Here is a 20,835-nt window from a genome sequence, read left to right on the forward strand (position 1 = left end):
GCGGCGACGAACTAACCTGTCAAAATCCCGGGCAATCGGCTCCGTTCACGGGTGCCGGGACGGTCCGCGGGGCAATCCGCGGAGAAGGCCGGGATCGACCAGGCGGGCCAAAGCGGCCTCAAGGTTGCCGGTACAAAATGGGAGGAATGACATGTTCAAGAAACTGACTCTTGCCACGGCGCTTGCCGCCTTCGGCATCTTCGGTGCGGCCAGCGCCGACACCATCAAGCTCGGCAATGTGGCCGAGCTGTCCGGCCCCGGCGCCACCGTGGGCAATGCCTGGACCGACGCCATCAACATGGGCGTCGATGAGATCAACGAAGCGGGCGGCGTGCTGGGCATGCAGCTTGAGATCGACACATACGACACCCAGACCGATGCGCAGACCTCGCGCGCGCTGGTGCAGAAGGCCATCGACGACGGGGCCTTCCTGATCCTCGGCACGGTCTATTCGTCCTCGACCATCGTGAACATGCTGGTGACGATGCAGCAGGGCATCCCGCAGATCGTCGGCTCCGAGTCGCCCTCGATCACTCAGAAGGGCAACCCCTATGTCTTCCGCTCCAGCTTTGGTGCGCAGAAATCCATGCCCAAGATCGCGGCCTATCTCGACGAGGGCCTCGGGGCCAAGTCGGTCGCGGTGAGCTGGGTGAACAACGAGTTCGGCAAGGGCGGGCACGATGCCTTTGTCTCCGAGATGGAAGCCCGGGGCATCGAGGTGGTGGCCGATATTTCCAGCGAAGTGGGCCAGGCCGACTTTGCCTCCGATGTGACGCAGCTGAAGTCTGCCAATGCCGATGCGATCTTTGTCTACCTGCACGAGGAAGAGAGCGCCCGGCTGCTGAAGGAGCTGCGCAAGCAGAACGTGGAAGTGCCGATTATCGGTGAAACCACCCTGCTGAACCAGAAGGTGATCGAGCTGTCCGAAGGTGCCGCCGATGGCATCATGGGCCATGTCGGCCTCACCGTGGACGCGCCCAATCCCGAGATTCAGGCTTTCTCCAAACGCTTCTCCGACCGCTACGGTTACAAGGCCGATCACAACGCGATGAAGGGCTATGTGGCAATCTATACCGCGGCCACCGCCATCGAACGCGCCGGTGAGCTGGACCGCCAGAAGGTGGCCGACACGCTGCACAACATGACCATCAAGGTCGAAGATGTGCCCAACATCCTGCTCGACGTAAGCTGGGATGAAACCGGCGAGGTCTCGCGCGAGAGCTTCCTGGTGGAAGTGCAGGGCGAGGAGACCATCGTGAAAGACATGCTCCCCGCCAACTGATCCTCCCGCAGCCGGGGTGCAGGCCTGCCGGTCGCCAAATGGCGGCCGGCAACCAGCCCCGCCATGCCAAGATTTTCGCAGAAAAGGTCATCCCATGTCCGACTTCCTGCAGCTCATTATTTCGGGCCTGTCGACCGGCTCGATCTATGCGCTCGCTGCCATCGGCTTCACGCTGCTCTGGCAAGCCTCGCAAACCATCAATTTCGCCCAGGGCGAGTTCGTGATGGTGCCGGCTTTCTTCATCCTCGTAGGCACCCAGGTGCTGGGCCTGCCGTTTCCGGTGGCCATCGGCTTCGGGCTGGCGGTTGCTGTCTTCATCCTCGGCTTTGTCTTCAAGCGCCTCGTGATCCAGCCGATGCTGCCGCACGGGCACCTGCCCATCGTCATGGCCACCATCGCGCTGGCGATCCTGATGCGCGAATTGGTCAAGGAGTTCTATTCGGCGGAGGCGCAGACCTTTCCGGCGCTGTTCTCGGAAGAGACCTTCACCGTCTTCGGCGCCGTCATCTCGCATCAGGACATCGGCAACCTCACTGTCTCTGCCGCCGCGATCATCGCGCTTCAGCTCTTCATGGGCCGTACCCGGACGGGGCGCTCGATGCAGGCCACGGCGCAAAACCCCGGTGTTGCCGAGATCCTTGGCGTCAACGTGCAGCGCATGGTGCTTTATACCTTCATGATCAACGCCGCCCTCGCCACGCTGGCCTCGGTGCTGATCTCGCCGATCTACCTTGCCAAGTTTTCCAACGGCGAACCGATCGGCCTCGTCGCCTTTCTCGCGGCCATCGTCGGCGGCTTCAATCAGGTGCGCGGCGCGCTGGTCGGCGGGCTGCTGATCGGGGTGATCGACAACCTCTCCGCCGCCTATCTCTCGTCGGAATACCGGATCGCCGGGCCGATGATCCTTCTCATCGTCATCATCCTGCTGCGCCCGCAGGGGCTGCTCGGCACCTCGGAGGGCCGCACGGTATGAAACAGCTCAAGATCCTGGGGCTGGTCGCCATTCTGGCCGGCCTGATCATCGCCCCCTTCACCCAGGCGACCTACGGCACCTATGTGCTCTCGTCCTGGCTGGTGTTCACCGTCGCTGCGATGGGGCTGAACCTGACGCTGGGCTATGCCGGCCAGATCAGCCTTGCGCAGGCCGCCTTCATGGGCATCGGTGCCTATACCACCGCGATCATGACGATGGCGGGCCTGCCCTGGATCGCTTCAGTCGTGGTCGGCATGGGGCTCTGCTTCGTCGTCGGTCTTATCCTCGGCTACCCGGCGCTCAGGGTGCAGCACCATTTCCTTGCCTTTGTCACGCTGGCCTTCACGACACTGGCCTTTCTCGTGATGCGCAACGAAGAATGGCTCACGGGTGGCATTTACGGCCTTGTCGGCATCCCGCGCCCCTCGGTGGCGGGGCTGAGCCTGATGGACGGTACGCGGTACTACTTCTTCACTCTCGGTGTTTTCGTTCTGGCCTCGCTCAGCTTCTGGTGGCTGGTCAACTCGCCCTGGGGCCGGGCCTTCAAGGGGCTGCGCGAAAATCCGATCCGGGCCAATTCGCTGGGGGTCGATACCCGGCTGGTGACGCTGCTCGCCTTCGCCATCGGTGCCGCCTATGGCGGGCTCTCGGGCGCGCTGATGGCGCCGCTGGTGCAATATATCGACCCGATGTCCTTCACCCTCATCATCTCGCTGAAGATCCTGCTGATGGTGGTGGTCGGCGGCTCCGGCTATTTCTTCGGGCCCTTCCTGGGGGCCGGGCTGGTGATCATGCTGCCCGAGTTCCTGCGCTTCGCCGAAGCCTATTACCTGATGATCTACGCCGCGCTGGTGGTCTTTCTCATGGTGGTCTGCCCGAGCGGCCTTCTGGGCCTGTTGTCGCGCGCCATCGCCGCGATCCGCTCGCGCGAACCGGCCGAGCGCGGTGATCTCAAGGAAGGAGCCCAGCTGTGACCGATACCGTCCTTTCCATTCGCAACATCTCCAAGAGCTTCGGCGGGATTCAGGCCGTGCGCGACGTCAGCTTCGATGTGCGCAAGGGCGAGGTGCTGGGCCTGATCGGGCCGAACGGCTCGGGCAAGTCGACGCTGTTCAACTGCGTGCTCGGCCAGCTCCGGCCCGACACTGGCGGGGTCACCGTGAACGGCCAGGATGTGGCGGGTAAGCGGGCCTGCGCGCTCTCCAGGCTGGGCGTGGGCCGCACCTTCCAGCAGCTTTCGGTCTTCCCGGAGATGACCGTGCTCGACAACATCATCCTCGCGGGGCAGGAGCACAAGGGCAGCATGTTCAGCCGCCTCTTCGGCGCATCGGATGCCGGGCTGACCGAAGAGGCCGACCGGATGATCGCCTTCTTCCGCCTCACCCATCTGCGTGACGAGCTGGCCGGCAGCCTCTCTTACGGGCAGCAGAAGCTGGTGGATGCGGCCATGGCCTTCATGGCGAACCCGGCGCTGGTGCTGCTCGACGAACCGGCGGGCGGGGTCAACCTGACAATGTTGGGCCACCTCAAGGAGCGGCTGAAAACCTACAACCGCGAGCATGGCACCACCTTTGTCGTGATCGAGCACAACATGGAATTCGTCATGTCGCTCTGCACCCGCATTGTGGTGCTCGCCGAAGGCGCGATCATCGCCGAGGGCACGCCCGAGGAGATCCGCGCCAATCAGACCGTCATCGACGCCTATCTCGGGAGCTGAGCCATGTTGCAACTGAAAAACCTCTACGGCGGCTACGGCAAGATCACCATCCTGAACGGGGTCGAGTTCGAGATCCCGAAAGGCACGATCACCACCGTCATCGGGCCGAACGGGGCGGGCAAATCCACCGTGTTCAAGGCGATCTTCGGGCTGCTCAACATCCATTCCGGCCAGATCCTGCTGGAAGGCCGCGACGTGACCGGCAAGACCCCGAAGCAGATGATCGGCGAGGGTGTCACCTATGTGCCGCAGGGCCGCAACGTGGTGCCGCAGCTTTCGGTCTATCACAACCTCGAACTGGGCGGGATCACGGCGCGCGACCAGTCCGCTGTGAAGGCGCGGATCGAGAAGGTGATGGACCAGTTCCCGATGCTGCGCGAGTTCCGTGACCGGAAGGCGATTGAACTGTCCGGGGGCCAGCAGAAGCAGCTCGAAGTGGCCCGCGCGTTGTTGCTCGACCCCAAGCTGATCCTGATCGACGAGCCTTCCATCGGCCTTTCGCCCAACCTGGTGGCCGAGGTATTCCGCACGCTTCAGGCGCTGCGCGATGAGGGCGTGACGATCCTGATGGTCGAGCAGAATGCCAAGGCGGCGCTGGCGATGTCGGATTTCGGCATCGTGCTGGAGCTGGGGCAGACAAGGATGCACGACTGCGCCGAGGCCCTGCTTGCCGATCCGCGGGTGGGCCAGCTTTTCCTCGGCGGCCATATGGAAGAGGCCTGAGCCATGCGCATTGCCATTCTGGGCGCCGGATCGCTGGGCTGCGTCTTCGGCGGGCTCTTGGCCGCGGCCGGGCACGAGGTGCTGCTGGTCAACCGCAACCCCGCGCTGGTCGACCGGCTGAACACGCAGGGCCTCACCCTCGACCTCGGCGCGGCGGGGCGGCGGGTGGTGCCGGTGCGGGCCGATACGGTCTGCGCGCCCGAAGCCACGGTTGATCTGCTGATCGTGCTGGTCAAGAGCTTCGACACCACCGCCGCGCTCTCAGGCGCGCGCAGCGCGATCGGGCCGGAAACCCTGCTGCTCTCCTTGCAAAACGGCATGGGTCATGAAGAGCTGATGGCCCCCTTCGCCCCGCCCGAGCGGGTGCTGCTCGGCAAGACTTACGTAGGCGGCACCATGACCGAGCCGGGCTTAGTGATCGGCGGAGTGGCGGGCCGGCAGACCTTCATCGGCCCCGCCGAGGGTGCGGTGACCGGGCGGATGCGTGCCGTGGCGGACGCCTTTTCCGAAGCCGGTCTGGCCTGCGAGGCCAGCGCGCGGATCCGTGACCTTGCCTGGAACAAGCTCTTGGTGAATGTCTCCACCAGCGGCCTCAGCGCCCTTACCGGCCTTTCCTATGGTCCGCTCTTCGGGCTGCCCGAAATCGAGGCCTGTGCCCGTGCTGCCGTTGCCGAGGCGATGGAGGTGGCACGTGCCGCAGGTGCCCGGCTCGACTTCTCCGACCCGGGCGAACCCTGGGCGCTTGCCGCCGAGGGGCTGCCGCCGGGGTTCAAGGCCTCGATGCTGCAAAGCCTCGAACGCGGACGTCGCACCGAGATCGATTTCATCCACGGCGCCGTCGTCCGGCATGGCGCCCGACACAATGTGCCCACCCCCGTGAACGCCACCCTGGTGGCCGCCGTGAAGGGCCTGGAACACCGCATCACAACGGAGGCCACCCATGGCTGAAAGCATCCCCGAACTTTATTTCGACGAGGTCGAGTCCGGTGCCACCGGCACCTCGCCCAAGGTCACCGTGACCAGCGAAATGATCATGACCTACGCCGACCTCACCGGCGACCACACGCCGGTTCACACGGACGAGGAATTTGCCCGCAAGTCCAGCTTCGGCAAACGCGTCGCCCACGGGCTTCTTGGGCTTTCGCTCACTGACGGGCTGAAAACCCAGGCCGACCTGCGCTTCGTGCCCGGCATGTCGCTGGGCTGGGAATGGGATTTCAAGCTGCCCATCGCCATCGGTGACGAGCTCCACTGCCGCTTCACCGTCGAGAGCAAGCGCGAAACCAGCAAGGGCGGCTGGGGCATCATGCGGCTCGCCTCCGAACTGGTGAACCAGCGTGGCGAGGTCGTTCAGACCGGTGTCCACAAGCTGATGATTCCGATGAAATCCACCGCCGCTGCCTGAAGATTGGACATAGAATGAAACAGCAACCGCTCCCGCTCACCGGCATCCGCGTCGTCGATTACTCGCACTATCTCGCCGGTCCCTTCATGTCGCGCGCGCTGGCCTCGATGGGGGCCGAGGTGATCAAGGTCGAGCGCCCCAAGCTGGGGGACGCGGGCCGCCGCCACCCCTATTTCGCGGGGGAACACAGCGGCTATTTCCTGCAACAGAACATGGGCAAGAAGGGCCTCTGCCTCGACCTGCGGCAGGAGCAGGGCCGCGATTTGATGCAGCGGCTGATCAAGACCGCCGATGTTTTTGTGGAAAACTACCGCCCCGGCGCGCTGAAGAAATTCGGGCTCGGTTATGACGATCTTTGCAAGGTCAACCCGCGCCTCGTCTATTGCTCGGTCTCCGCCTACGGCCAGACCGGGCCGGATGCCGAGCGTGCAGGTTTCGGCCTGATCGCCGAAGCCAAGAGCGGCGCGATGGCGATGGTTGGCACCCCGGGGGAAGCGCCACCGCTGTTCCGGATGCCGCTGGCCGATATGTACACCGGCGCACATGGTATCGCCGCGATCTGCGCCGCGCTGCTGGGCCGTGAACGCAGCGGCGAGGGCCAGCACCTCGACCTTGCGCTCTATGATTGCATGGTCTCGATGCACGATTTCGCGGTGCAGGCCTACAGCCTCTCGGGCGGCAAGGTGATGCCGGTGCGTGCAGGCTCCGACCAGCCGGATTCCACCGTCTACGGCGCCTTCCCGGCACCCGATGGCTATCTGGTGATTGCAGCGCAGGTGGATGAAATCTGGGCCAGGCTGGCGCAGCTCATCGGGGGTGAGGCGCTGGCTGCAGATGCCCGCTTCCACAGTGCTGCCGGGCGCAACGCGCACCGCGAGGAGGTGACAGGGCTTGTGCGTACCTGGACCGGGGCGCAACCCTCCGTGGCCGCCTGCATGGCGGCGCTGGAGGCCGCGGGCGTGCCCGCAGCACCAGTGCAGACCATCGACCAGGTGATGGCAGATCCGCAGATCGCCGCGCGCGGCATGATCCTTGAGCAGGATCACCCAGAGCTGGGCAAGATCCGCCTGCCGAACCTGCCGTTCAACTTTTCGGCCTGCGAGAAGTCGACGCCCGGTATCGCGCCCGACCTTGGGCAACACAACGCCGAGATCGCCGCGGAACTGGGGTTCTCAGAGGATGAGATCAAGATGATGGAGGCAAACGGCGCGTTGTTCGCGAGCCGAAGCGTCGACGCCTAGGCACCTGAAAATCATTTACCCGGACATTTCTCCACTTGCACGCGACGTTCCGAACCAGGGGGTCTTCATGAAATCATCAATCGCAACAGTCTCGGTTTCCGGGACTTTAAGAGAAAAGCTCGCGGCGATCGCCAAGGTCGGTTTCGATGGAATCGAGATTTTCGAGCAGGATTTCATCGCGGATGCAGGCACACCGCGAGACATCGGCAGAATGATCCGTGATCACGGGCTCGAAATTCTGCTGTTCCAGCCATTTCGTGATTTCGAAGGTCTGGACGGCGACGCGCGGAGGAAGGCCTTTGACCGTGCCAAGTTCAAGTTTGAGACGATGGGCGAACTGGGCGCCGACCTCATGCTGGTCTGCTCGTCACTTCACCCAAATGCTTTGGGAGGAATCGACAGGGCCGCTCAGGACTTTGCTGAGCTGGGCGAGGTGGCGGCGTCTTTTGGCATGCGGGTGGGCTACGAGGCCCTGGCCTGGGGGCGGCATGTGAACGATCACCGGGACGCCTGGGAAATCGTGCGGCGTGCCGATCATCCGAATATCGGCCTGATCCTCGACAGCTTTCACACGCTTGCCCGCAAGATCGATCCGGAGACGATCCGCCGTATCCCGAGCGACAAGATCTTTTTCGTGCAACTGGCGGATGCCCCCAGGATCGATATGGACCTGCTTTACTGGTCGCGCCACTTCCGCAACATGCCGGGCGAGGGCGACTTGTCTGTACTGGATTTCATGCGGGCGGTCGCGGCGACCGGTTATGATGGCACTGTCAGCCTGGAAATCTTCAACGACCAGTTCCGGAGTGCTCAACCCGAGGGCATCGCGCGGGACGGCTACAGGGCCCTGCATGTACTTATGGACGACGTTCGGCGCGCCGAGCCTGACGTGATGATCGACACCCCCGCCATGCCGCCCCGGAGCCAGGTCAACGGCTTTGGCTTCGTGGAGTTCGCGACACGCGATGGAGAAGCCGAGCAACTTGTCGAGATGCTGCGCAGCATGGGGTTCTCCCATTCGGGCGATCACGTCTCCAAGGCGGTAACCCTTTGGCAACAGGGCGACGTTCGGGTGATCCTCAACAAGGAGAGCAGCGGATTTGCCGGTGCCGCTTACAACATGCACGGCACCAATATTTGCGATGTTGGCCTGCGGGTGGACGATGCCTCCGCCACCACGGAACGCGCAAGCTCTTTGCGCGCGACGCCGTTCAGTCAAAGTGTAGGACCTGGCGAGATCGATATCCCTGCGATCCGCAGTGTCGGCGGCAGTGTCATGCATTTCATTGATGACACGAGCGATCTGGCGGATGTCTGGTCGGTCGAGTTCAGGCAGTCCGACGTCCCCGCGACGCCCGGCGCGGGACTGTCGCGGATCGATCATGTCGCGGAAACCATGAGCTACGAGGACATGCTGAGCTGGGCGTTGTTCTATACGTCGATCTTCGACATGTCGCGCTCGGAGATCGTCGATGTGGTGGACCCCGACGGACTTGTGCGCAGCGTGGCGATAAAAAGCGCCAATGGCAGCGCGCGGATCACTCTGAACGGCGCCGACACGCATCGTACCTTCGTCGGCAACTTTCTTGCCGACAGCTTCGGCGGTGCGATTCAGCATATTGCCTTTGCGACCGACGACATCTTTTCAACCGCAAGCCGCATGAGAGATGCGGGCTTCCGCCCGCTTGCGCTCACCGAGAACTATTACGGAGACCTTCAGGCCCGTTTCAACATAGAGGCCGAGCGCCTGGCAGAGATGAAATCCCTGAACATTCTCTACGACGAAACGGCGGATGGCGCTTTCTACCAGTTCTACAGCCGCCCCTTCGCAAGCGGTCTGTTCTTCGAAATCGTGCAGCGCGTCGGGGCCTATGACGGCTACGGCGCACCGAATGCACCGTTCCGGACGGCGGCCCAAAAGCAACTGCTGCGACCGAAGGGCATGCCGCACCGCTAGGTGCGAGTTGAACGCCGCCTGTCTCTGAAACTGGCTGCGGGTTCTGAGTCTAATTGACAGAAATATAGCTGCACGGTTATGAGTTATTCATAACCAAAGGGCTATTTGTTATGTCAGATCAGCACGACAGGATTTTCCGATCCCTTGCCGACCCAACGCGCAGGGCGATCTTGGAACGGTTGTGCCTTGATGGCGAACAGAACGTCCTGTCGCTGACCGAACAGGCCGGGATTTCGCAACCGGCCGTGTCGAAACATCTGTCCGTTCTGAAACAGGCGGGCCTTGTCAGTGGGCGGCAGGACGGGCGTCAGACGCGTTATTCCGCGAATATCCAGGGGCTGGCTCCGCTGGTGGACTGGACGCGGACCATGAGCCGCTTCTGGGATGTAAAGCTCGATGGTCTCGAAGATATTTTGAAGAGGATGGACCAGTGACAGAAACCGAAAACATCACGCGCACAGTCGTGAAAGAACGCGATTTGCGCCACGCGCCGGAGAAGGTATGGCGCGCGTTGACGCAAAAGCACCTCATGGAGGAATGGCTGATGAAGAGCGATTTCAAACCCGAGGTCGGGCACCGTTTCGATCTGGAGGCGGACTGGGGCACGGTGTCCTGCGAGGTTCTGGCGGTCGAGCCGCACAAGTCGCTCTCCTATTCCTGGGTGGCGCAGGGGCTGGAAAGCGTGGTGACCTGGACCCTGACGGAAACCGGTACCGGCACGCATCTGAAGATGGAGCAATCGGGTTTTGGTTCCGGTCAGGATCGGGCCTATCACGGAGCCAGGGCCGGTTGGGAACAGTTCCTCGGCAGGCTGGAAGAGGTCATTGCCGGTCTTGATGACGAGGACGCGCAATGAACATCGTCCTCTGGATACTTCAGGCGCTGCTGGCGCTGCACACGGTCATCGGCGCGGGCTGGAAACTCTTTAACTCGGAACAGGCTGTCCCGACGCTGGCCGCGATCCCCAGTGTCGTCTGGATGGGCCTGATCCCGTTTGAACTGCTTTGCGCTGCCGGTCTGGTCGCTCCGGTTTTCGCCGCCTCTCTGGGGTGGCTGGTGCCGATCGCTGCCATCGGAATCGCGGTGGAAATGCTTGTTTTCTCCGGCGTGCATCTGTGCTCGGGGGCTGTTGACCACGGGCCAGTGTATTACTGGCTGGGTGTCGTAACCGTCTGCGCGTTGATCGCGCTCGGACGGCTCTTCATCGCACCGCAATGAGGACAGGGCAGGTAACCGGCATGGCAGAGGATTCAAGGATCGAAGCGCTTCTGAACCAGACAAACTGGCAGGATGAGCGGCGCAAGTTGCGCGACATCCTTCTTGGTAGTGACCTCGAAGAGCACGTGAAATGGGGCAAGCTCTGCTACGCGTGGGACGGTAGCAATGTCGCCATCATCTACGGGATGAAGAACTCCTGCGCGGTCGGTTTCTTCAAGGGGTCGCTGCTGGAGGACGAGGACGGTGTTCTCGTCCAGCCCGGCAAGCATTCGCAGGCGATGCGGCGGCTGCACTTCGAGAATCTGGAAGAGATCGAAGACGAAGAGGACACGATCCGGCGCTTCATAGCGCGGGCCATCCAGGCGGAAAAGGACGGGCTGGAAGTCCAGTTTACCGAAAAGGACAATCTCGATTATCCCGAAGAGCTACAAGATGCCCTCGATGACGATCCCGAGCTGGCCGAAGCCTTCGAAGAGTTGACGCCGGGACGACAGCGTGGCTGGGTTCTGCATTTTTCCGGTGCAAAGCAATCGGAAACGAGGGCACGCCGCGTGGACAAGGCCAGATTGAAGATCATCGCAGGAAAGGGCTGGAACGAGCGTTGACCGATGAATATGCCAATGCCGCCGCATGGCTCCGAAACTGCATTCAGCCGACGGCATTCACCTTCAGCGCAGCTGAGATTCAAATGCGGTATTGATCGGACAGGTTCTGTCCGATCTGTTTCCGTCAGGGGGAAAGCAGCACTGTCGGTTTACACTGACAACGGGTGATGGATTGGCGGTTGTTCAATCCGAACCAAGAATGGCAGCCAGGTCGTCCTGGGGTTCCTGGCGCGCTTCCATATCGAGACCGCTTTGAATGTGGTTGAGGTGAGATATTAGCAATTTCTCGGCCAGGTCCGGGTCATGTGACTGGATCGCTTTCAGGATGTTGCTGTGTTCATCATCCGGGCAACTGGCGTTTTCTGATGTCCCGAAGAGGCCGACGATGAGTGACGTCCGTGTAACCAGCTCGCGCATCATCCGGGAGATAAACTTGTTTCCGGTCGCCTGGGCGAGTTTTGTGTGAAATTCGCCTGACAGCCGAATGATTTCGGTACGCTCTTTTTTTTCGCGGGCCGCATCTTCCAGAGCGATGTGGTTGGTGAGGAGTGCCAGATTAATATCGCCCGGGTTCTGCGCCAGTTGCCGAACGAGCGGTGGTTCGATCAACATCCGGGCCGCGAATACATCGTTCGCTTCGGTCTTGTCGGGGCAGGCGACATATGCACCGCGATTTGACTGTAGCTCGATGATGCCCTGACTTGAGAGCAGGAGAAGTGCGCGCCGAACGCGCATCCGTCCGACGCCGAATGTCTCGCACAGGCGCGCTTCGCTCAGCTTGGTTTTCGGGGCCAGACGTTGTTCCATCACCGCCTTGTAAATACGCTCGACAATAAAGTTCTCTTCCGGGCCCCCGGTCAGGTCGGATGTCGCTTGTCTGCTTTGCTGCGGCTTGGTGGACACAAGATTTCTTTCAGGATTGACGGGCTTTGCGGCCATGCTGGCTGCAAATGCTTAAACTTCAATCAGTGTAAGGCCAAGCGTTAGAATTTGTCGACCAAAATAACAAAAATGTTGACAGAGATTGTTAACAATCGTCAACTGACGCAGCGGCAACATGGGGAATCCATCAAAATGCTGGCCAAGAATGGCGCAAAACGCGTCAAAATTTGATTCAACGGGAGTTAAGACATGCAAAGAAGATCATTTGTGAAAACGGCCATGGCGGCTGTTGCAGTGACAGCGATCGGGGCAACCGCCGCCGTCGCAGAGAACCCGGTTCTGAAAATCGGTTTTGTCGGCGTGACCAGTGGCCCTGCCGCGGCATGGGGCATTTCCAACCAGCGGTCGATGGAAACGCGTGCCGCCTGGATCAACGAAACCGGCGGCTACACCATCGGTGATACGACCTATGACATCGAAATCGTGTCCTTCGACGATCAGAAAGATCCCAAGCGCGCCATCGCGGGCATGGAAAAGATGGCCCAGGAGGGCATTCACTATGTTGTTGGTCCGAACGTCGACGATGGCGCGGCCGCTGTTCGTCCGGTCGCTGAATCCAACGGGATCATGTATTTCCCTTATGCCTTCCCCAAGTCGCTTTATGAGGCACCCGCCTCAAACGCGGTTCTGGGCATGGTGGCAAACTACCAATCCGGCCCCGCAATCTACAAATATCTGATGGAGGAAGAAGGCGTCAAAACCGTTGCCTTTGTCGCGGCCAACGAATCCGACCCGCTCAGCCAGCGTGATGGCGGCGTCGAAGCGGCCAAAGCCCTGGGTCTGGAAGTGGTTTCCGACAATGTGACCTATCAGGTTGATACAACCGACTTTACCCCGGTTCTGACGCCGGTCATGCGCGCACGTCCTGATCTGCTGGTGCTCTCCGGTGTTTCCCCTGCGAATGCGCCCCAGTTGATCCGCTCTGCCCGCGAACTGGGCTATGAGGGCATCATTTCGACAGAAACCGCACAAGATGCCGGAGTTCTGGCCGAAGGCGCCGGTGATCTGGCAAATGGCTTCATCTCGGTCGGCGGTGCCTCCACACCAGAGCTTGCCTCGCCTGCAATGAATGAGTTCGTGCAGCGCTATACCGATATGTTTGGCGAATACAACGACGAGTCCAACACCAAGGTTTACGCGCTTGAATACATCCTGGAAACGCTCAAAGCCGATCCTGCCGCGATCACCGATGTCGATGCTTTCCAGGCGACGATGGACACATTCGAAGCACCCAACCCCTTCATGAACGGCGACGCAAAGCTGCGCTATGTCGGCATGACATCCTTTGGCCAGAAACGGCAGGTGGCGGTGCCGCTGGTGGTGAATGTCTATCAGAACGGCACCTTTGAAACGCTGTTCGTCGCTGAAGTCGACTAAGGCGATCCCCTCCTGCTTTGGGTTCTCTCCCAAGCAGCACCTCCCCGGGCCGCAGCGGCCCGGGTCTTTTCCAGCAAAGGAAGCTCCATGGAACAGATACTTGCCAATGGCGTCTATCTGGGGTCCCAGTATGCGATGATCGCGCTTGGTCTGACCCTGATCTTTGCCCTGATGAACGTCCTCAATTTTGCCCACGGTCAGATGTATGTAATTGGCGGTTTCGTCACGTATACCTTCTACGGTCAGTGGGGCGTGCCGTTTGTTCTGGCGCTGGTGATGTCATGTGTCACGCTTGCCATACTTGGCGCCCTGATCGAAAAATTTCTCTTCGCGCCGGTGATCAAGGGATCTGCCCGCGAAGAAAGCACGATGCTTCTGGCTGCGGGTATCGCCTTCTTTCTCGATGCTGTGATCCTGCTGGTTTTCGGTGAGAAACAGCGCGGTGTTCCAAAAATCGTGGATGGCGTGTTCAACTGGGATTTCCGGATCATCATGCCCTACGACCGCATTCTGATCTGCCTGCTTGCGATCCTGTCGATCGTCGCCTTCATCGGCCTGATGCAATACACCAAGACGGGCCGCGCCCTGCGCGCCCTGGCCCAGGATCGCACCGCGGCCCAGTTGATGGGTGTGAACGTGGATCGCTATTCGATGATCGGTTTCGCGCTTGGTGCGATGCTTGCCGGTCTGGTCGGCGGTCTGCTGGTCACGATCACCGGTGTGAATCTTGGCATGGGCGGGCCGACCTCGATCAAGGCCTTCATGATGGTCATGATCGGTGGTGCGGGTGTGATTTCCGGCGCGATCTGGGGCGGTATCATCCTCGGCTTCATGGAGGCCATCGGCCTCGCGCTGCTCTATCAGTACGGCGATATCACCTATCTGCTGATCTTCGTTTCCCTGATGATTTTCCTCGCCATCAGACCGCAAGGCCTGATGGGCAAGCCGTGGGGTTGAGCTGATGCTTGGATTTTCCTCAAAACAGCTTATCGGCGTCGGGATATTCCTGTTCGCGATCTTCATCGGCGTGCCGCTTGTCATCGGGGCAACCGGACGCTGGGACTTCTACTTTACCCTCACCTCCGTTGCGCTGCTGGCCATTGCCAGCGCCGGGGTCTGGCTGACCTTCTACATTGGCCGGATCAATATCGGCCAGGGGGCATTTGCGCTGATCGGCGCCTATGTCTCGGCCATTCTGGTGGTCAAGGCGGGCTGGTCATTCTGGATCTCGCTGCCTGCGGCAGGTCTCTGCGCGGCTGTCGTTGCGGTCCTGATCGGCCTGCCGATCCTGCGTCTGCGCGGCGTCTATTTCGCGATGATCACGCTGGTCCTGACCCAGGTTGTGACACTGACAGCCCTGGCGCTGCCCGTCACCAACGGGGCCAAGGGTATCTCCAACATCCCGCTGCCTTCCGGCATTTCGGTCTTCGGCATTCCGATCCTGCCTGACTTTGCTGCGATGGAGAATACCAAGCTGGCCTTCTATTACACCGCCTGCATCATCATGATCCTGACCTATGTAGCACTTTACCGGCTGGTGAATTCCCGCCTTGGGCATCTCTGCCGCTCCATGCAGCAGAACGAGGAACTCGCCAGTTCCATCGGGGTGAACATCGCCTATATCCGCATCGTGATCTTTGCGATCTCCAGCTTTTTCGGCGGGCTTGGCGGGGCCATGTTCGGATCCATCGCGCAGTCGGTCTATCCCTCCAGCTTTCAGGTCGCGGATTCGGTCAACTTCATGCTGAACTGTTTTCTGGGCGGCCTTGGCTATGTCTTTGGTCCGATGCTGGGGACGCTGGTGCTCTACTTTGGCTGGGACCTGCTGTTCGAGTTCGGCAAATACCAGATGCTGATCTATTCCACGATCCTGATCGTCATCATCCGCTTTCTTCCCAACGGCCTGCTGAGCATCCGTTTCGGCAAAGGAGGTGACAAATGAGCCCGCTTCTTCAAGTCAGGAACGTCACCAAGAAATACGGTGGCCTGACGGCAAACAACGACATCAGTTTTGACGTCGCCGAAAACGAAATCCTGTCGGTGATCGGCCCGAACGGCGCGGGCAAATCCACGCTGTTCAAGATGATATCGTCCTTCACGCCAACGACCACCGGCGAAGTGATCTATCGGGGCGAGCGTATCTCCAACCTCAGGCCGCATATCGTGGCGCGCAAAGGGGTCGTGCGCACGTTCCAGGAAACCACGATCTTCAAAAGCATGACCGTGCGCGAGAGCGTTGTGGTGGCACAGCACCTGCGCGCCAGGGCCTCGCTTGCGGGATATTTCTGGGGGTCGAAAACGGCAAAGAACGATGTGGCCGCCTTTGAAAAATATGCCGACGAATTGCTGGAGTTCCTCGGCATGTCCGACATCAGCAATGAACAGGCCAGCAATCTGCCGCAGGGCAGCCTGCGTGCGCTTGGCATTGCAATAGGCTTGGCGACGGACCCCAAGGTGCTGCTGCTGGACGAGCCATTTGCGGGCATGAACCATGATGAAACCATGAATATGGTCAATCTGGTGCGGTCCGTGCGCGACGAGCGCGGGGTGACGGTGATGCTGGTGGAACACGATATGCCTGCGGTCATGAGCATCTCGGACCGGATTGTCGTGCTGAACTTCGGTGAGAAAATCGCCGAGGGCACACCTTCTGAAATCCAGAACAACGAGAAGGTCATCGAGGCTTATCTCGGCAGTGTCGACGACGAGATAGGGATGTAAGCCATGACAGCCATGTTGGATTTCAAAGACGTCGAACTCTACTACGATCATGTTTACGCGCTGAAGGGCGTGTCGCTGAACGTGAACCAGGGCGAAACCGTTGCCCTGATCGGGGCTAATGGTGCAGGCAAGTCGTCAATCCTGCGCGCCATCACCGGTCTGGCCAGGCCGAAAAGCGGCTCTGTGACGTTTGAAGGCGCGCGTGTAGATGGCACCGATCCGTCGGACATCGTCAGGCGGGGCATTGCCATGGTGCCCGAAGGCCGCCGCGTGTTTCCCTTCATGTCGGTCAAGGACAACCTGATGATGGGGGCCTTCACCCGCAACGACAAAGCCGACATCCAGAACACTCTGGACAGCATTCTGACGCGATTTCCGCGCCTGAAGGAACGTTACTCTCAGGCCGCGGGAACCCTGTCGGGTGGTGAACAACAGATGATGGTGATCGGCCGTGCGCTCATGGCCAAGCCCAAGCTTTTGCTGCTGGATGAACCCAGCCTCGGGATCGCGCCCAAGCTGGTGCAGGATATTGCCCGCTCCATCGTGGCGATCAACCGCGACGAAGGCGTGTCAGTGCTGTTGGTGGAGCAGAACTCGCGCATGGCGCTGAGCATTTCGCACCGGGCTTACGCCATGGCGACCGGGAACGTCGTCATCGAAGGCAACTCCAAAGAACTGCTGCACGATGACCGGATCAAGGCCGCCTACCTTGGCGGTGAGGTGTGAACTGATATGAAAATCCTGGTCATCAACCCGAATACGACCACTTCCATGACGGACAAGATCGCGATTGCCGCGCGGGCCGTTGCCCGCCCTGACACCGAGATCATTGCCAGCAACTCACAAGATGGACCGGCCAGTATTCAGGGTTTTCTGGACGTTGCCACCTGCATCCCCGGCCTGCTGGCCGAGGTTTCGCGGCATCCGGATGTCGATGCAATCGTCATTGCCTGTTTCGATGACACTGGCGTCGATGCCGTGCGGACACTCGTCTCGGTGCCGGTTCTGGGCATCGGCGAGGCCGCCTATCACGCAGCCAGCATGATCGCCAACAAGTTCAGCGTCATAACAACGCTCTCACGTTCCGTACCCGGTCTGGAAAACAACCTAATGCGCTATGGGCTGGCCCAAAAATGCGCGCGTGTGCGGGCAACCGACATTCCTGTCTTGAAACTGGAAGAGGGGGATCCGGCAACATTGTTCAAAATCAGGTCTGAAATCCGCGAGTCAATCGAGCAAGACAATACAGAAGCAATCGTCCTGGGGTGTGCCGGGATGGCAGATCTCATGGCGCGGCTCAGTGAGGAATTCGGACTGCCGGTTATCGATGGTGTCGCAGCTGGTGTCACCTTTGCCGAGGCGCTCGTGAACAACCGGTTGTGTACTTCAAAGATCGGGGCGTACTCGGCCATTTGATTGCACCCGGCAAGCCCGGTGAAGGGCGCCTGTCCTGATTTTGATTTGGGCTTCCTGCTTTCCGGTTCAATCACCTTGGGCATGAGTTGCGCGTCCCGCAGGGAGGGTCATGACGCGCTCGGCCCAATGCCGCCGGTGCGGCGTTCCGCAGACAATAACCGGCCCCTGCCCAAGGGTCCGCATCAAACTTTCGCGAAGGGTCCCGACGTCCCTTGCAACCTGCGCGGATTCTGAAATAAGGCCCGCCATCCGGTCGCAGCCTACCCGGACATCAAAACAAGGGCCCTGAAAATGAAAACTCTCGTCATCTGCTCAGGCGGACTCGATTCCGTGTCGCTTGCGCATATCACAGCCCGTGAGCATCAGCTCACCCGGCTTGTCTCCTTTGACTATGGTCAACGCCACCGCAAGGAGGTCGGTTTTGCAAAAGCCGCCGCCGAACGGTTGGGCGTTCCCTTTCACCTGATCGACATGCGCGGCATCGGTGCGGCCCTCTCGGGGTCAGCCCTGACCGACGATATCGACGTGCCTGACGGCCATTACGCCGAAGAGACGATGCGCATCACCGTCGTGCCCAACCGCAATGCGATCATGCTGTCCATCGGTTTTGGCATCGCTGCGGCGCAGGGAGATGACGCCGTCGCCACCGCCGTGCATGGCGGCGACCACTTTATCTATCCCGACTGTCGCCCCGGCTTTACCCGCGCCTTCGACGCGATGCAGCAGGCGGCGCTGGAGGGCTATGCCGAGGTGCGCCTGCACGCGCCCTTTGTCGAACAGAGCAAGGCCGAGATTGTTCGCCAGGGCGCGCAGCATGACACCCCCTTTGCCGAGACATGGTCCTGCTACAAGGGCGGCGAGATTCATTGCGGGCGTTGCGGCACCTGTGTCGAGCGGCGCGAAGCCTTCCATCTGGCCGGAGTCGCTGATCCCACGCCCTATGCCGATCCGGATTATTGGACCGAGGCGCTGGCCAGGCGGGGTGCAGCCTGATGTTTCGCATTCGCAAGGAATTTCACTTCTCCGCCAGTCATCAGCTGAGCCATCTTCCCCAGGATCACCAATGTGCCCGCCTGCACGGGCACAATTACATCGTCGTTGTCGAACTGGCCTCACCTACGTTGAACGAGGACGGCTTCGTGCGCGACTATCACGACCTCAAGCGGCTCAAGACCTATATCGACGATACCTTCGATCACCGGCATCTGAACGATGTGATGGACGCCCCGTCCACGGCAGAGAACATGGCGAAACATTTCTATGACTGGTGTGCCGCCCGCTGGCCCGAGTGCTGCGCCGTGCTGGTAAGCGAGACGCCCAAGACATGGGCGGAATACCGGCCATGACCCTGCGCATTGCCGAGATTTTCGGGCCCACGATCCAGGGCGAGGGGGCACTGATCGGGGAGCCGACCGTTTTTGTCCGCGCGGGGGGGTGCGATTACCGCTGCAACTGGTGCGACAGTCTGCATTCGGTGGACAGCCAGTATCGTCACGGCTGGGCCGCCCTGTCCACCGAGGCGGTCTGGGACAAGGTGCGACAGCTCTCCGGGGACCGTCCTTTGACGGTGTCGCTGTCCGGCGGCAATCCGGCGATACAGGACTTTGGCGCGCTGATCGCACTGGGGCGGCAGTCGGGTTATCGCTTTGCCTGCGAGACCCAGGGATCAATTGCCAGGCAGTGGTTTTCCGACCTCGACACGCTGGTGCTCTCGCCCAAACCGTCATCCAGCGGCGAGGAGGTGGACTGGACCGCCTTCGACACCTGCCTGAGGCTCGGCGCCGCGGCGCGCCAACAGGTGATGAAGATCGTGATCTTCGATGACGTCGACTACCAATGGGCGCGCGAGGTTCACAGCCGCTATGTGCACCTGCCGCTCTATCTCCAGCCCGGCAACCCCGAGGTCGATCCTGCGACCCCTGTTGATCCGCAGGCCCTGGCCGACCGGCTGGGCTGGCTCACCGAAAAGGCGATGGCCGATGGCTGGTTCGCCCCCCGCATCCTGCCGCAGCTTCATGTGCTCATCTGGGGCAACAAGCGCGGCGTCTGACCTGACGGAGACTTCCATGACCGAAGATATCTACAGCAATCTCAAACAACTCGGCGGCGAGACCCGCATTCCCGCCAGCCCGGAGGATGCGGAACTGGAGCGCGTGCCCAACCCGCAGGCCGACGTTGCCTATAACGTGCGTTTCACGGCGCCTGAATTCACCTCGCTTTGCCCGATGACCGGACAGCCGGATTTTGCCCATCTGGTGATCGACTATGTGCCCGGGCCGTGGCTGGTGGAATCGAAATCGCTCAAGCTGTTCCTGACTTCATTTCGCAACCACGGTGCTTTCCACGAGGATTGCACCATCTCCATTGCCCGCAGGTTGGCCGACTTCCTTGATCCGCAATGGCTCCGGATCGGTGGCTATTGGTATCCGCGCGGAGGCATACCGATTGACGTGTTCTGGCAGACCGGCCCCATGCCGGACGGCGTGTGGATCCCCGACCAGGGTGTGCCGCCTTACCGTGGCCGGGGCTGACATGCGCGAACGGCCCAGTATTCAGACTTTGCCAAACGAGTTTGCAATATCCCCTTCAGTTCTCTGCCACGGCTTGTTGCCCGGCGAGATAGGCGATCACATTTGCCACGTCCGCTTCCTTGCGCAGTCCGGGAAAGGACATCTGGGTGCCCTTGAGGAAATCGCGGGGTTTGGTCAGGAAGGCGGCGAGTGACGCTTCGTCCCAGACCAACCCCGCCTCCGCTGCTTCTTTCATTGCGTTGGAATACCCGAAATCCGGCGATGCGCCCGCCGCGGCACCGACAATGCCGTTCAGGGCAGGGCCGGTCTTGTCCTTGGCTTCCGGGCCGACCTCGTGGCAGGCGCGGCATTTTCGAAAGACCTTTTCACCTTTCTCGGCGTCACCCTCGGCCAGAGCCGGCATGGGCAAGGCCAGCAAAGCGGTGACCAGAAGACAGTTGATTGATTGCATGATCAGACCCTTTGTTGTGCGCCGTGTTTCTAGGTTCTGTAGCGGTCGCGATCCATTAGACCTTGGTCTTTTGGACTAAAGTGCCGGGTGCGATATAGTCCTAAAGTCGCATATTTTGCGGTGCCGATTCCCGATATGAAAAGACCATCAACAGGGAGGAATGCACAATGGCATGGAACAAACCAATGGCACGGGAAATCAAGTGCGGCATGGAGATCAACATGTACGGCCCCGGTGAAGACGATGACCGTGACGCCGGTCGTGAAGTGATCTGAC

The 20,835-nt window shown here is 60.7% G+C and carries 26 protein-coding genes; 24 read left to right on the top strand and 2 right to left on the bottom strand.

Going from position 1 to position 20,835, the window contains the following annotated elements; translation table 11 throughout:
- The first annotated feature begins 151 nt into the window (after window positions 1–151).
- The 13 genes from O4H53_RS08350 to O4H53_RS08410 all read left to right on the top strand — a co-directional run bounded on the left by O4H53_RS08350 (window position 152) and on the right by O4H53_RS08410 (window position 11,121).
- Complete coding sequence (locus tag O4H53_RS08350) at window positions 152–1,282, top strand: ABC transporter substrate-binding protein (RefSeq protein ID WP_269362889.1); 1,131 nt, start codon at window positions 152–154, stop codon at window positions 1,280–1,282.
- A gap of 94 nt (window positions 1,283–1,376) precedes the next feature.
- Window positions 1,377–2,255 (top strand): branched-chain amino acid ABC transporter permease, encoded by an 879-nt coding sequence (locus tag O4H53_RS08355; protein ID WP_269362890.1) that lies wholly within the window; start codon window positions 1,377–1,379, stop codon window positions 2,253–2,255.
- Window positions 2,252–3,229: a branched-chain amino acid ABC transporter permease gene (locus tag O4H53_RS08360; protein WP_269362892.1), complete on the top strand. Its 978-nt coding sequence runs from the start codon at window positions 2,252–2,254 to the stop codon at window positions 3,227–3,229. Before O4H53_RS08355 ends, O4H53_RS08360 begins: the two co-directional genes overlap by 4 nt.
- Complete coding sequence (locus O4H53_RS08365) at window positions 3,226–3,972, top strand: ABC transporter ATP-binding protein (protein WP_269362895.1); 747 nt, start codon at window positions 3,226–3,228, stop codon at window positions 3,970–3,972. Before O4H53_RS08360 ends, O4H53_RS08365 begins: the two co-directional genes overlap by 4 nt.
- Before the next feature lie 3 nt (window positions 3,973–3,975).
- Complete coding sequence (locus O4H53_RS08370) at window positions 3,976–4,695, top strand: ABC transporter ATP-binding protein (protein ID WP_269362897.1); 720 nt, start codon at window positions 3,976–3,978, stop codon at window positions 4,693–4,695.
- 3 nt (window positions 4,696–4,698) lie between these two features.
- Entirely contained in the window at window positions 4,699–5,643 is a 945-nt protein-coding gene (locus O4H53_RS08375; RefSeq protein WP_269362899.1) for a ketopantoate reductase family protein, read from the top strand.
- Window positions 5,636–6,100 (top strand): MaoC family dehydratase, encoded by a 465-nt coding sequence (locus O4H53_RS08380; protein WP_269362901.1) that lies wholly within the window; start codon window positions 5,636–5,638, stop codon window positions 6,098–6,100. The genes O4H53_RS08375 and O4H53_RS08380 overlap by 8 nt, the downstream gene beginning before the upstream one ends.
- A 14-nt stretch (window positions 6,101–6,114) precedes the next feature.
- Window positions 6,115–7,341 (top strand): CaiB/BaiF CoA transferase family protein, encoded by a 1,227-nt coding sequence (locus O4H53_RS08385; protein ID WP_269362903.1) that lies wholly within the window; start codon window positions 6,115–6,117, stop codon window positions 7,339–7,341.
- 67 nt (window positions 7,342–7,408) lie between these two features.
- Window positions 7,409–9,298, top strand: a complete 1,890-nt coding sequence (locus tag O4H53_RS08390) for a bifunctional sugar phosphate isomerase/epimerase/4-hydroxyphenylpyruvate dioxygenase family protein (protein ID WP_269362905.1) — start codon at window positions 7,409–7,411, stop codon at window positions 9,296–9,298.
- 110 nt (window positions 9,299–9,408) lie between these two features.
- Entirely contained in the window at window positions 9,409–9,732 is a 324-nt protein-coding gene (locus O4H53_RS08395; RefSeq protein WP_269362908.1) for an ArsR/SmtB family transcription factor, read from the top strand.
- Window positions 9,729–10,154: an SRPBCC family protein gene (locus O4H53_RS08400; RefSeq protein WP_269362910.1), complete on the top strand. Its 426-nt coding sequence runs from the start codon at window positions 9,729–9,731 to the stop codon at window positions 10,152–10,154. Before O4H53_RS08395 ends, O4H53_RS08400 begins: the two co-directional genes overlap by 4 nt.
- Window positions 10,151–10,516 (top strand): DoxX family protein, encoded by a 366-nt coding sequence (locus tag O4H53_RS08405; protein ID WP_269362912.1) that lies wholly within the window; start codon window positions 10,151–10,153, stop codon window positions 10,514–10,516. Before O4H53_RS08400 ends, O4H53_RS08405 begins: the two co-directional genes overlap by 4 nt.
- A gap of 20 nt (window positions 10,517–10,536) precedes the next feature.
- A complete protein-coding gene (locus O4H53_RS08410; RefSeq protein ID WP_269362914.1) occupies window positions 10,537–11,121 on the top strand; it encodes a YdeI/OmpD-associated family protein in 585 nt (194 codons plus the stop codon).
- Between the two features lie 183 nt (window positions 11,122–11,304).
- Here O4H53_RS08410 and O4H53_RS08415 read toward each other — a convergent pair whose 3' ends face one another.
- Window positions 11,305–12,060: a GntR family transcriptional regulator gene (locus O4H53_RS08415; RefSeq protein WP_269362916.1), complete on the bottom strand. Its 756-nt coding sequence runs from the start codon at window positions 12,058–12,060 to the stop codon at window positions 11,305–11,307.
- A 192-nt stretch (window positions 12,061–12,252) separates the two neighbouring features.
- On the opposite strand from O4H53_RS08415, the gene O4H53_RS08420 reads away from it, so the two are divergent.
- The 10 genes from O4H53_RS08420 to queF all read left to right on the top strand — a co-directional run bounded on the left by O4H53_RS08420 (window position 12,253) and on the right by queF (window position 20,108).
- Window positions 12,253–13,440 (top strand): ABC transporter substrate-binding protein, encoded by a 1,188-nt coding sequence (locus tag O4H53_RS08420; RefSeq protein WP_269362918.1) that lies wholly within the window; start codon window positions 12,253–12,255, stop codon window positions 13,438–13,440.
- Window positions 13,441–13,527: 87 nt separating this feature from the next.
- The gene (locus O4H53_RS08425) at window positions 13,528–14,397 is read left to right on the top strand and encodes a branched-chain amino acid ABC transporter permease (RefSeq protein WP_114274340.1); all 870 of its coding nucleotides are present in this window, start codon (window positions 13,528–13,530) and stop codon (window positions 14,395–14,397) included.
- 4 nt (window positions 14,398–14,401) lie between these two features.
- The gene (locus O4H53_RS08430) at window positions 14,402–15,382 is read left to right on the top strand and encodes a branched-chain amino acid ABC transporter permease (RefSeq protein ID WP_269362919.1); all 981 of its coding nucleotides are present in this window, start codon (window positions 14,402–14,404) and stop codon (window positions 15,380–15,382) included.
- Window positions 15,379–16,161, top strand: coding sequence for an ABC transporter ATP-binding protein (locus O4H53_RS08435; RefSeq protein ID WP_269362921.1), 783 nt, complete (start codon window positions 15,379–15,381; stop codon window positions 16,159–16,161). Before O4H53_RS08430 ends, O4H53_RS08435 begins: the two co-directional genes overlap by 4 nt.
- A 3-nt stretch (window positions 16,162–16,164) precedes the next feature.
- Window positions 16,165–16,887 carry an ABC transporter ATP-binding protein gene (locus tag O4H53_RS08440; protein ID WP_269362923.1) on the top strand — a complete coding sequence of 241 codons (723 nt, stop codon included), beginning with the start codon at window positions 16,165–16,167 and terminating at the stop codon, window positions 16,885–16,887.
- A gap of 6 nt (window positions 16,888–16,893) precedes the next feature.
- A complete protein-coding gene (locus O4H53_RS08445; RefSeq protein WP_269362925.1) occupies window positions 16,894–17,577 on the top strand; it encodes an aspartate/glutamate racemase family protein in 684 nt (227 codons plus the stop codon).
- A gap of 291 nt (window positions 17,578–17,868) precedes the next feature.
- The gene (queC, locus tag O4H53_RS08450) at window positions 17,869–18,570 is read left to right on the top strand and encodes a 7-cyano-7-deazaguanine synthase QueC (protein WP_269362927.1); all 702 of its coding nucleotides are present in this window, start codon (window positions 17,869–17,871) and stop codon (window positions 18,568–18,570) included.
- A complete protein-coding gene (gene queD, locus O4H53_RS08455; RefSeq protein ID WP_269362929.1) occupies window positions 18,570–18,923 on the top strand; it encodes a 6-carboxytetrahydropterin synthase QueD in 354 nt (117 codons plus the stop codon). Before queC ends, queD begins: the two co-directional genes overlap by 1 nt.
- On the top strand, window positions 18,920–19,627 hold the full coding sequence (queE, locus tag O4H53_RS08460; RefSeq protein WP_269362930.1) for a 7-carboxy-7-deazaguanine synthase QueE: 708 nt from the start codon (window positions 18,920–18,922) through the stop codon (window positions 19,625–19,627). Before queD ends, queE begins: the two co-directional genes overlap by 4 nt.
- A gap of 16 nt (window positions 19,628–19,643) precedes the next feature.
- Window positions 19,644–20,108, top strand: coding sequence for a preQ(1) synthase (gene queF, locus O4H53_RS08465; protein ID WP_269362931.1), 465 nt, complete (start codon window positions 19,644–19,646; stop codon window positions 20,106–20,108).
- 55 nt (window positions 20,109–20,163) lie between these two features.
- Here the strand turns inward: queF and O4H53_RS08470 are convergent, their stop codons facing one another.
- The gene (locus O4H53_RS08470) at window positions 20,164–20,559 is read right to left on the bottom strand and encodes a c-type cytochrome (protein WP_269362932.1); all 396 of its coding nucleotides are present in this window, start codon (window positions 20,557–20,559) and stop codon (window positions 20,164–20,166) included.
- A gap of 167 nt (window positions 20,560–20,726) precedes the next feature.
- On the opposite strand from O4H53_RS08470, the gene pqqA reads away from it, so the two are divergent.
- Window positions 20,727–20,834 carry a pyrroloquinoline quinone precursor peptide PqqA gene (pqqA, locus tag O4H53_RS08475; protein ID WP_114274330.1) on the top strand — a complete coding sequence of 36 codons (108 nt, stop codon included), beginning with the start codon at window positions 20,727–20,729 and terminating at the stop codon, window positions 20,832–20,834.
- The last annotated feature ends 1 nt before the right edge of the window (window position 20,835 follow it).

Source organism: Sulfitobacter sp. G21635-S1 (assembly GCF_027213915.1).
In the GTDB taxonomy this organism is placed as follows: Bacteria; Pseudomonadota; Alphaproteobacteria; order Rhodobacterales; family Rhodobacteraceae; genus Sulfitobacter.

Excerpts from the sequence above, each read along its gene's own strand:
- O4H53_RS08385 (WP_269362903.1), top strand. The coding sequence starts at position 6,115 with ATGAAACAGCAACCGCTCCCGCTCACCGGCATCCGCGTCGTCGATTAC.
- queE (WP_269362930.1), top strand. The coding sequence starts at position 18,920 with ATGACCCTGCGCATTGCCGAGATTTTCGGGCCCACGATCCAGGGCGAG.
- O4H53_RS08380 (WP_269362901.1), top strand. The coding sequence starts at position 5,636 with ATGGCTGAAAGCATCCCCGAACTTTATTTCGACGAGGTCGAGTCCGGT.
- O4H53_RS08355 (WP_269362890.1), top strand. The coding sequence starts at position 1,377 with ATGTCCGACTTCCTGCAGCTCATTATTTCGGGCCTGTCGACCGGCTCG.
- O4H53_RS08425 (WP_114274340.1), top strand. The coding sequence starts at position 13,528 with ATGGAACAGATACTTGCCAATGGCGTCTATCTGGGGTCCCAGTATGCG.
- O4H53_RS08395 (WP_269362908.1), top strand. The coding sequence starts at position 9,409 with ATGTCAGATCAGCACGACAGGATTTTCCGATCCCTTGCCGACCCAACG.
- O4H53_RS08415 (WP_269362916.1), bottom strand. The coding sequence starts at position 12,060 with ATGGCCGCAAAGCCCGTCAATCCTGAAAGAAATCTTGTGTCCACCAAG.
- queD (WP_269362929.1), top strand. The coding sequence starts at position 18,570 with ATGTTTCGCATTCGCAAGGAATTTCACTTCTCCGCCAGTCATCAGCTG.
- O4H53_RS08440 (WP_269362923.1), top strand. The coding sequence starts at position 16,165 with ATGACAGCCATGTTGGATTTCAAAGACGTCGAACTCTACTACGATCAT.
- O4H53_RS08470 (WP_269362932.1), bottom strand. The coding sequence starts at position 20,559 with ATGCAATCAATCAACTGTCTTCTGGTCACCGCTTTGCTGGCCTTGCCC.
- O4H53_RS08420 (WP_269362918.1), top strand. The coding sequence starts at position 12,253 with ATGCAAAGAAGATCATTTGTGAAAACGGCCATGGCGGCTGTTGCAGTG.
- O4H53_RS08370 (WP_269362897.1), top strand. The coding sequence starts at position 3,976 with ATGTTGCAACTGAAAAACCTCTACGGCGGCTACGGCAAGATCACCATC.
- O4H53_RS08430 (WP_269362919.1), top strand. The coding sequence starts at position 14,402 with ATGCTTGGATTTTCCTCAAAACAGCTTATCGGCGTCGGGATATTCCTG.
- pqqA (WP_114274330.1), top strand. The coding sequence starts at position 20,727 with ATGGCATGGAACAAACCAATGGCACGGGAAATCAAGTGCGGCATGGAG.
- O4H53_RS08445 (WP_269362925.1), top strand. The coding sequence starts at position 16,894 with ATGAAAATCCTGGTCATCAACCCGAATACGACCACTTCCATGACGGAC.
- O4H53_RS08350 (WP_269362889.1), top strand. The coding sequence starts at position 152 with ATGTTCAAGAAACTGACTCTTGCCACGGCGCTTGCCGCCTTCGGCATC.
- O4H53_RS08390 (WP_269362905.1), top strand. The coding sequence starts at position 7,409 with ATGAAATCATCAATCGCAACAGTCTCGGTTTCCGGGACTTTAAGAGAA.
- O4H53_RS08375 (WP_269362899.1), top strand. The coding sequence starts at position 4,699 with ATGCGCATTGCCATTCTGGGCGCCGGATCGCTGGGCTGCGTCTTCGGC.
- queC (WP_269362927.1), top strand. The coding sequence starts at position 17,869 with ATGAAAACTCTCGTCATCTGCTCAGGCGGACTCGATTCCGTGTCGCTT.
- O4H53_RS08360 (WP_269362892.1), top strand. The coding sequence starts at position 2,252 with ATGAAACAGCTCAAGATCCTGGGGCTGGTCGCCATTCTGGCCGGCCTG.
- queF (WP_269362931.1), top strand. The coding sequence starts at position 19,644 with ATGACCGAAGATATCTACAGCAATCTCAAACAACTCGGCGGCGAGACC.
- O4H53_RS08410 (WP_269362914.1), top strand. The coding sequence starts at position 10,537 with ATGGCAGAGGATTCAAGGATCGAAGCGCTTCTGAACCAGACAAACTGG.
- O4H53_RS08435 (WP_269362921.1), top strand. The coding sequence starts at position 15,379 with ATGAGCCCGCTTCTTCAAGTCAGGAACGTCACCAAGAAATACGGTGGC.
- O4H53_RS08405 (WP_269362912.1), top strand. The coding sequence starts at position 10,151 with ATGAACATCGTCCTCTGGATACTTCAGGCGCTGCTGGCGCTGCACACG.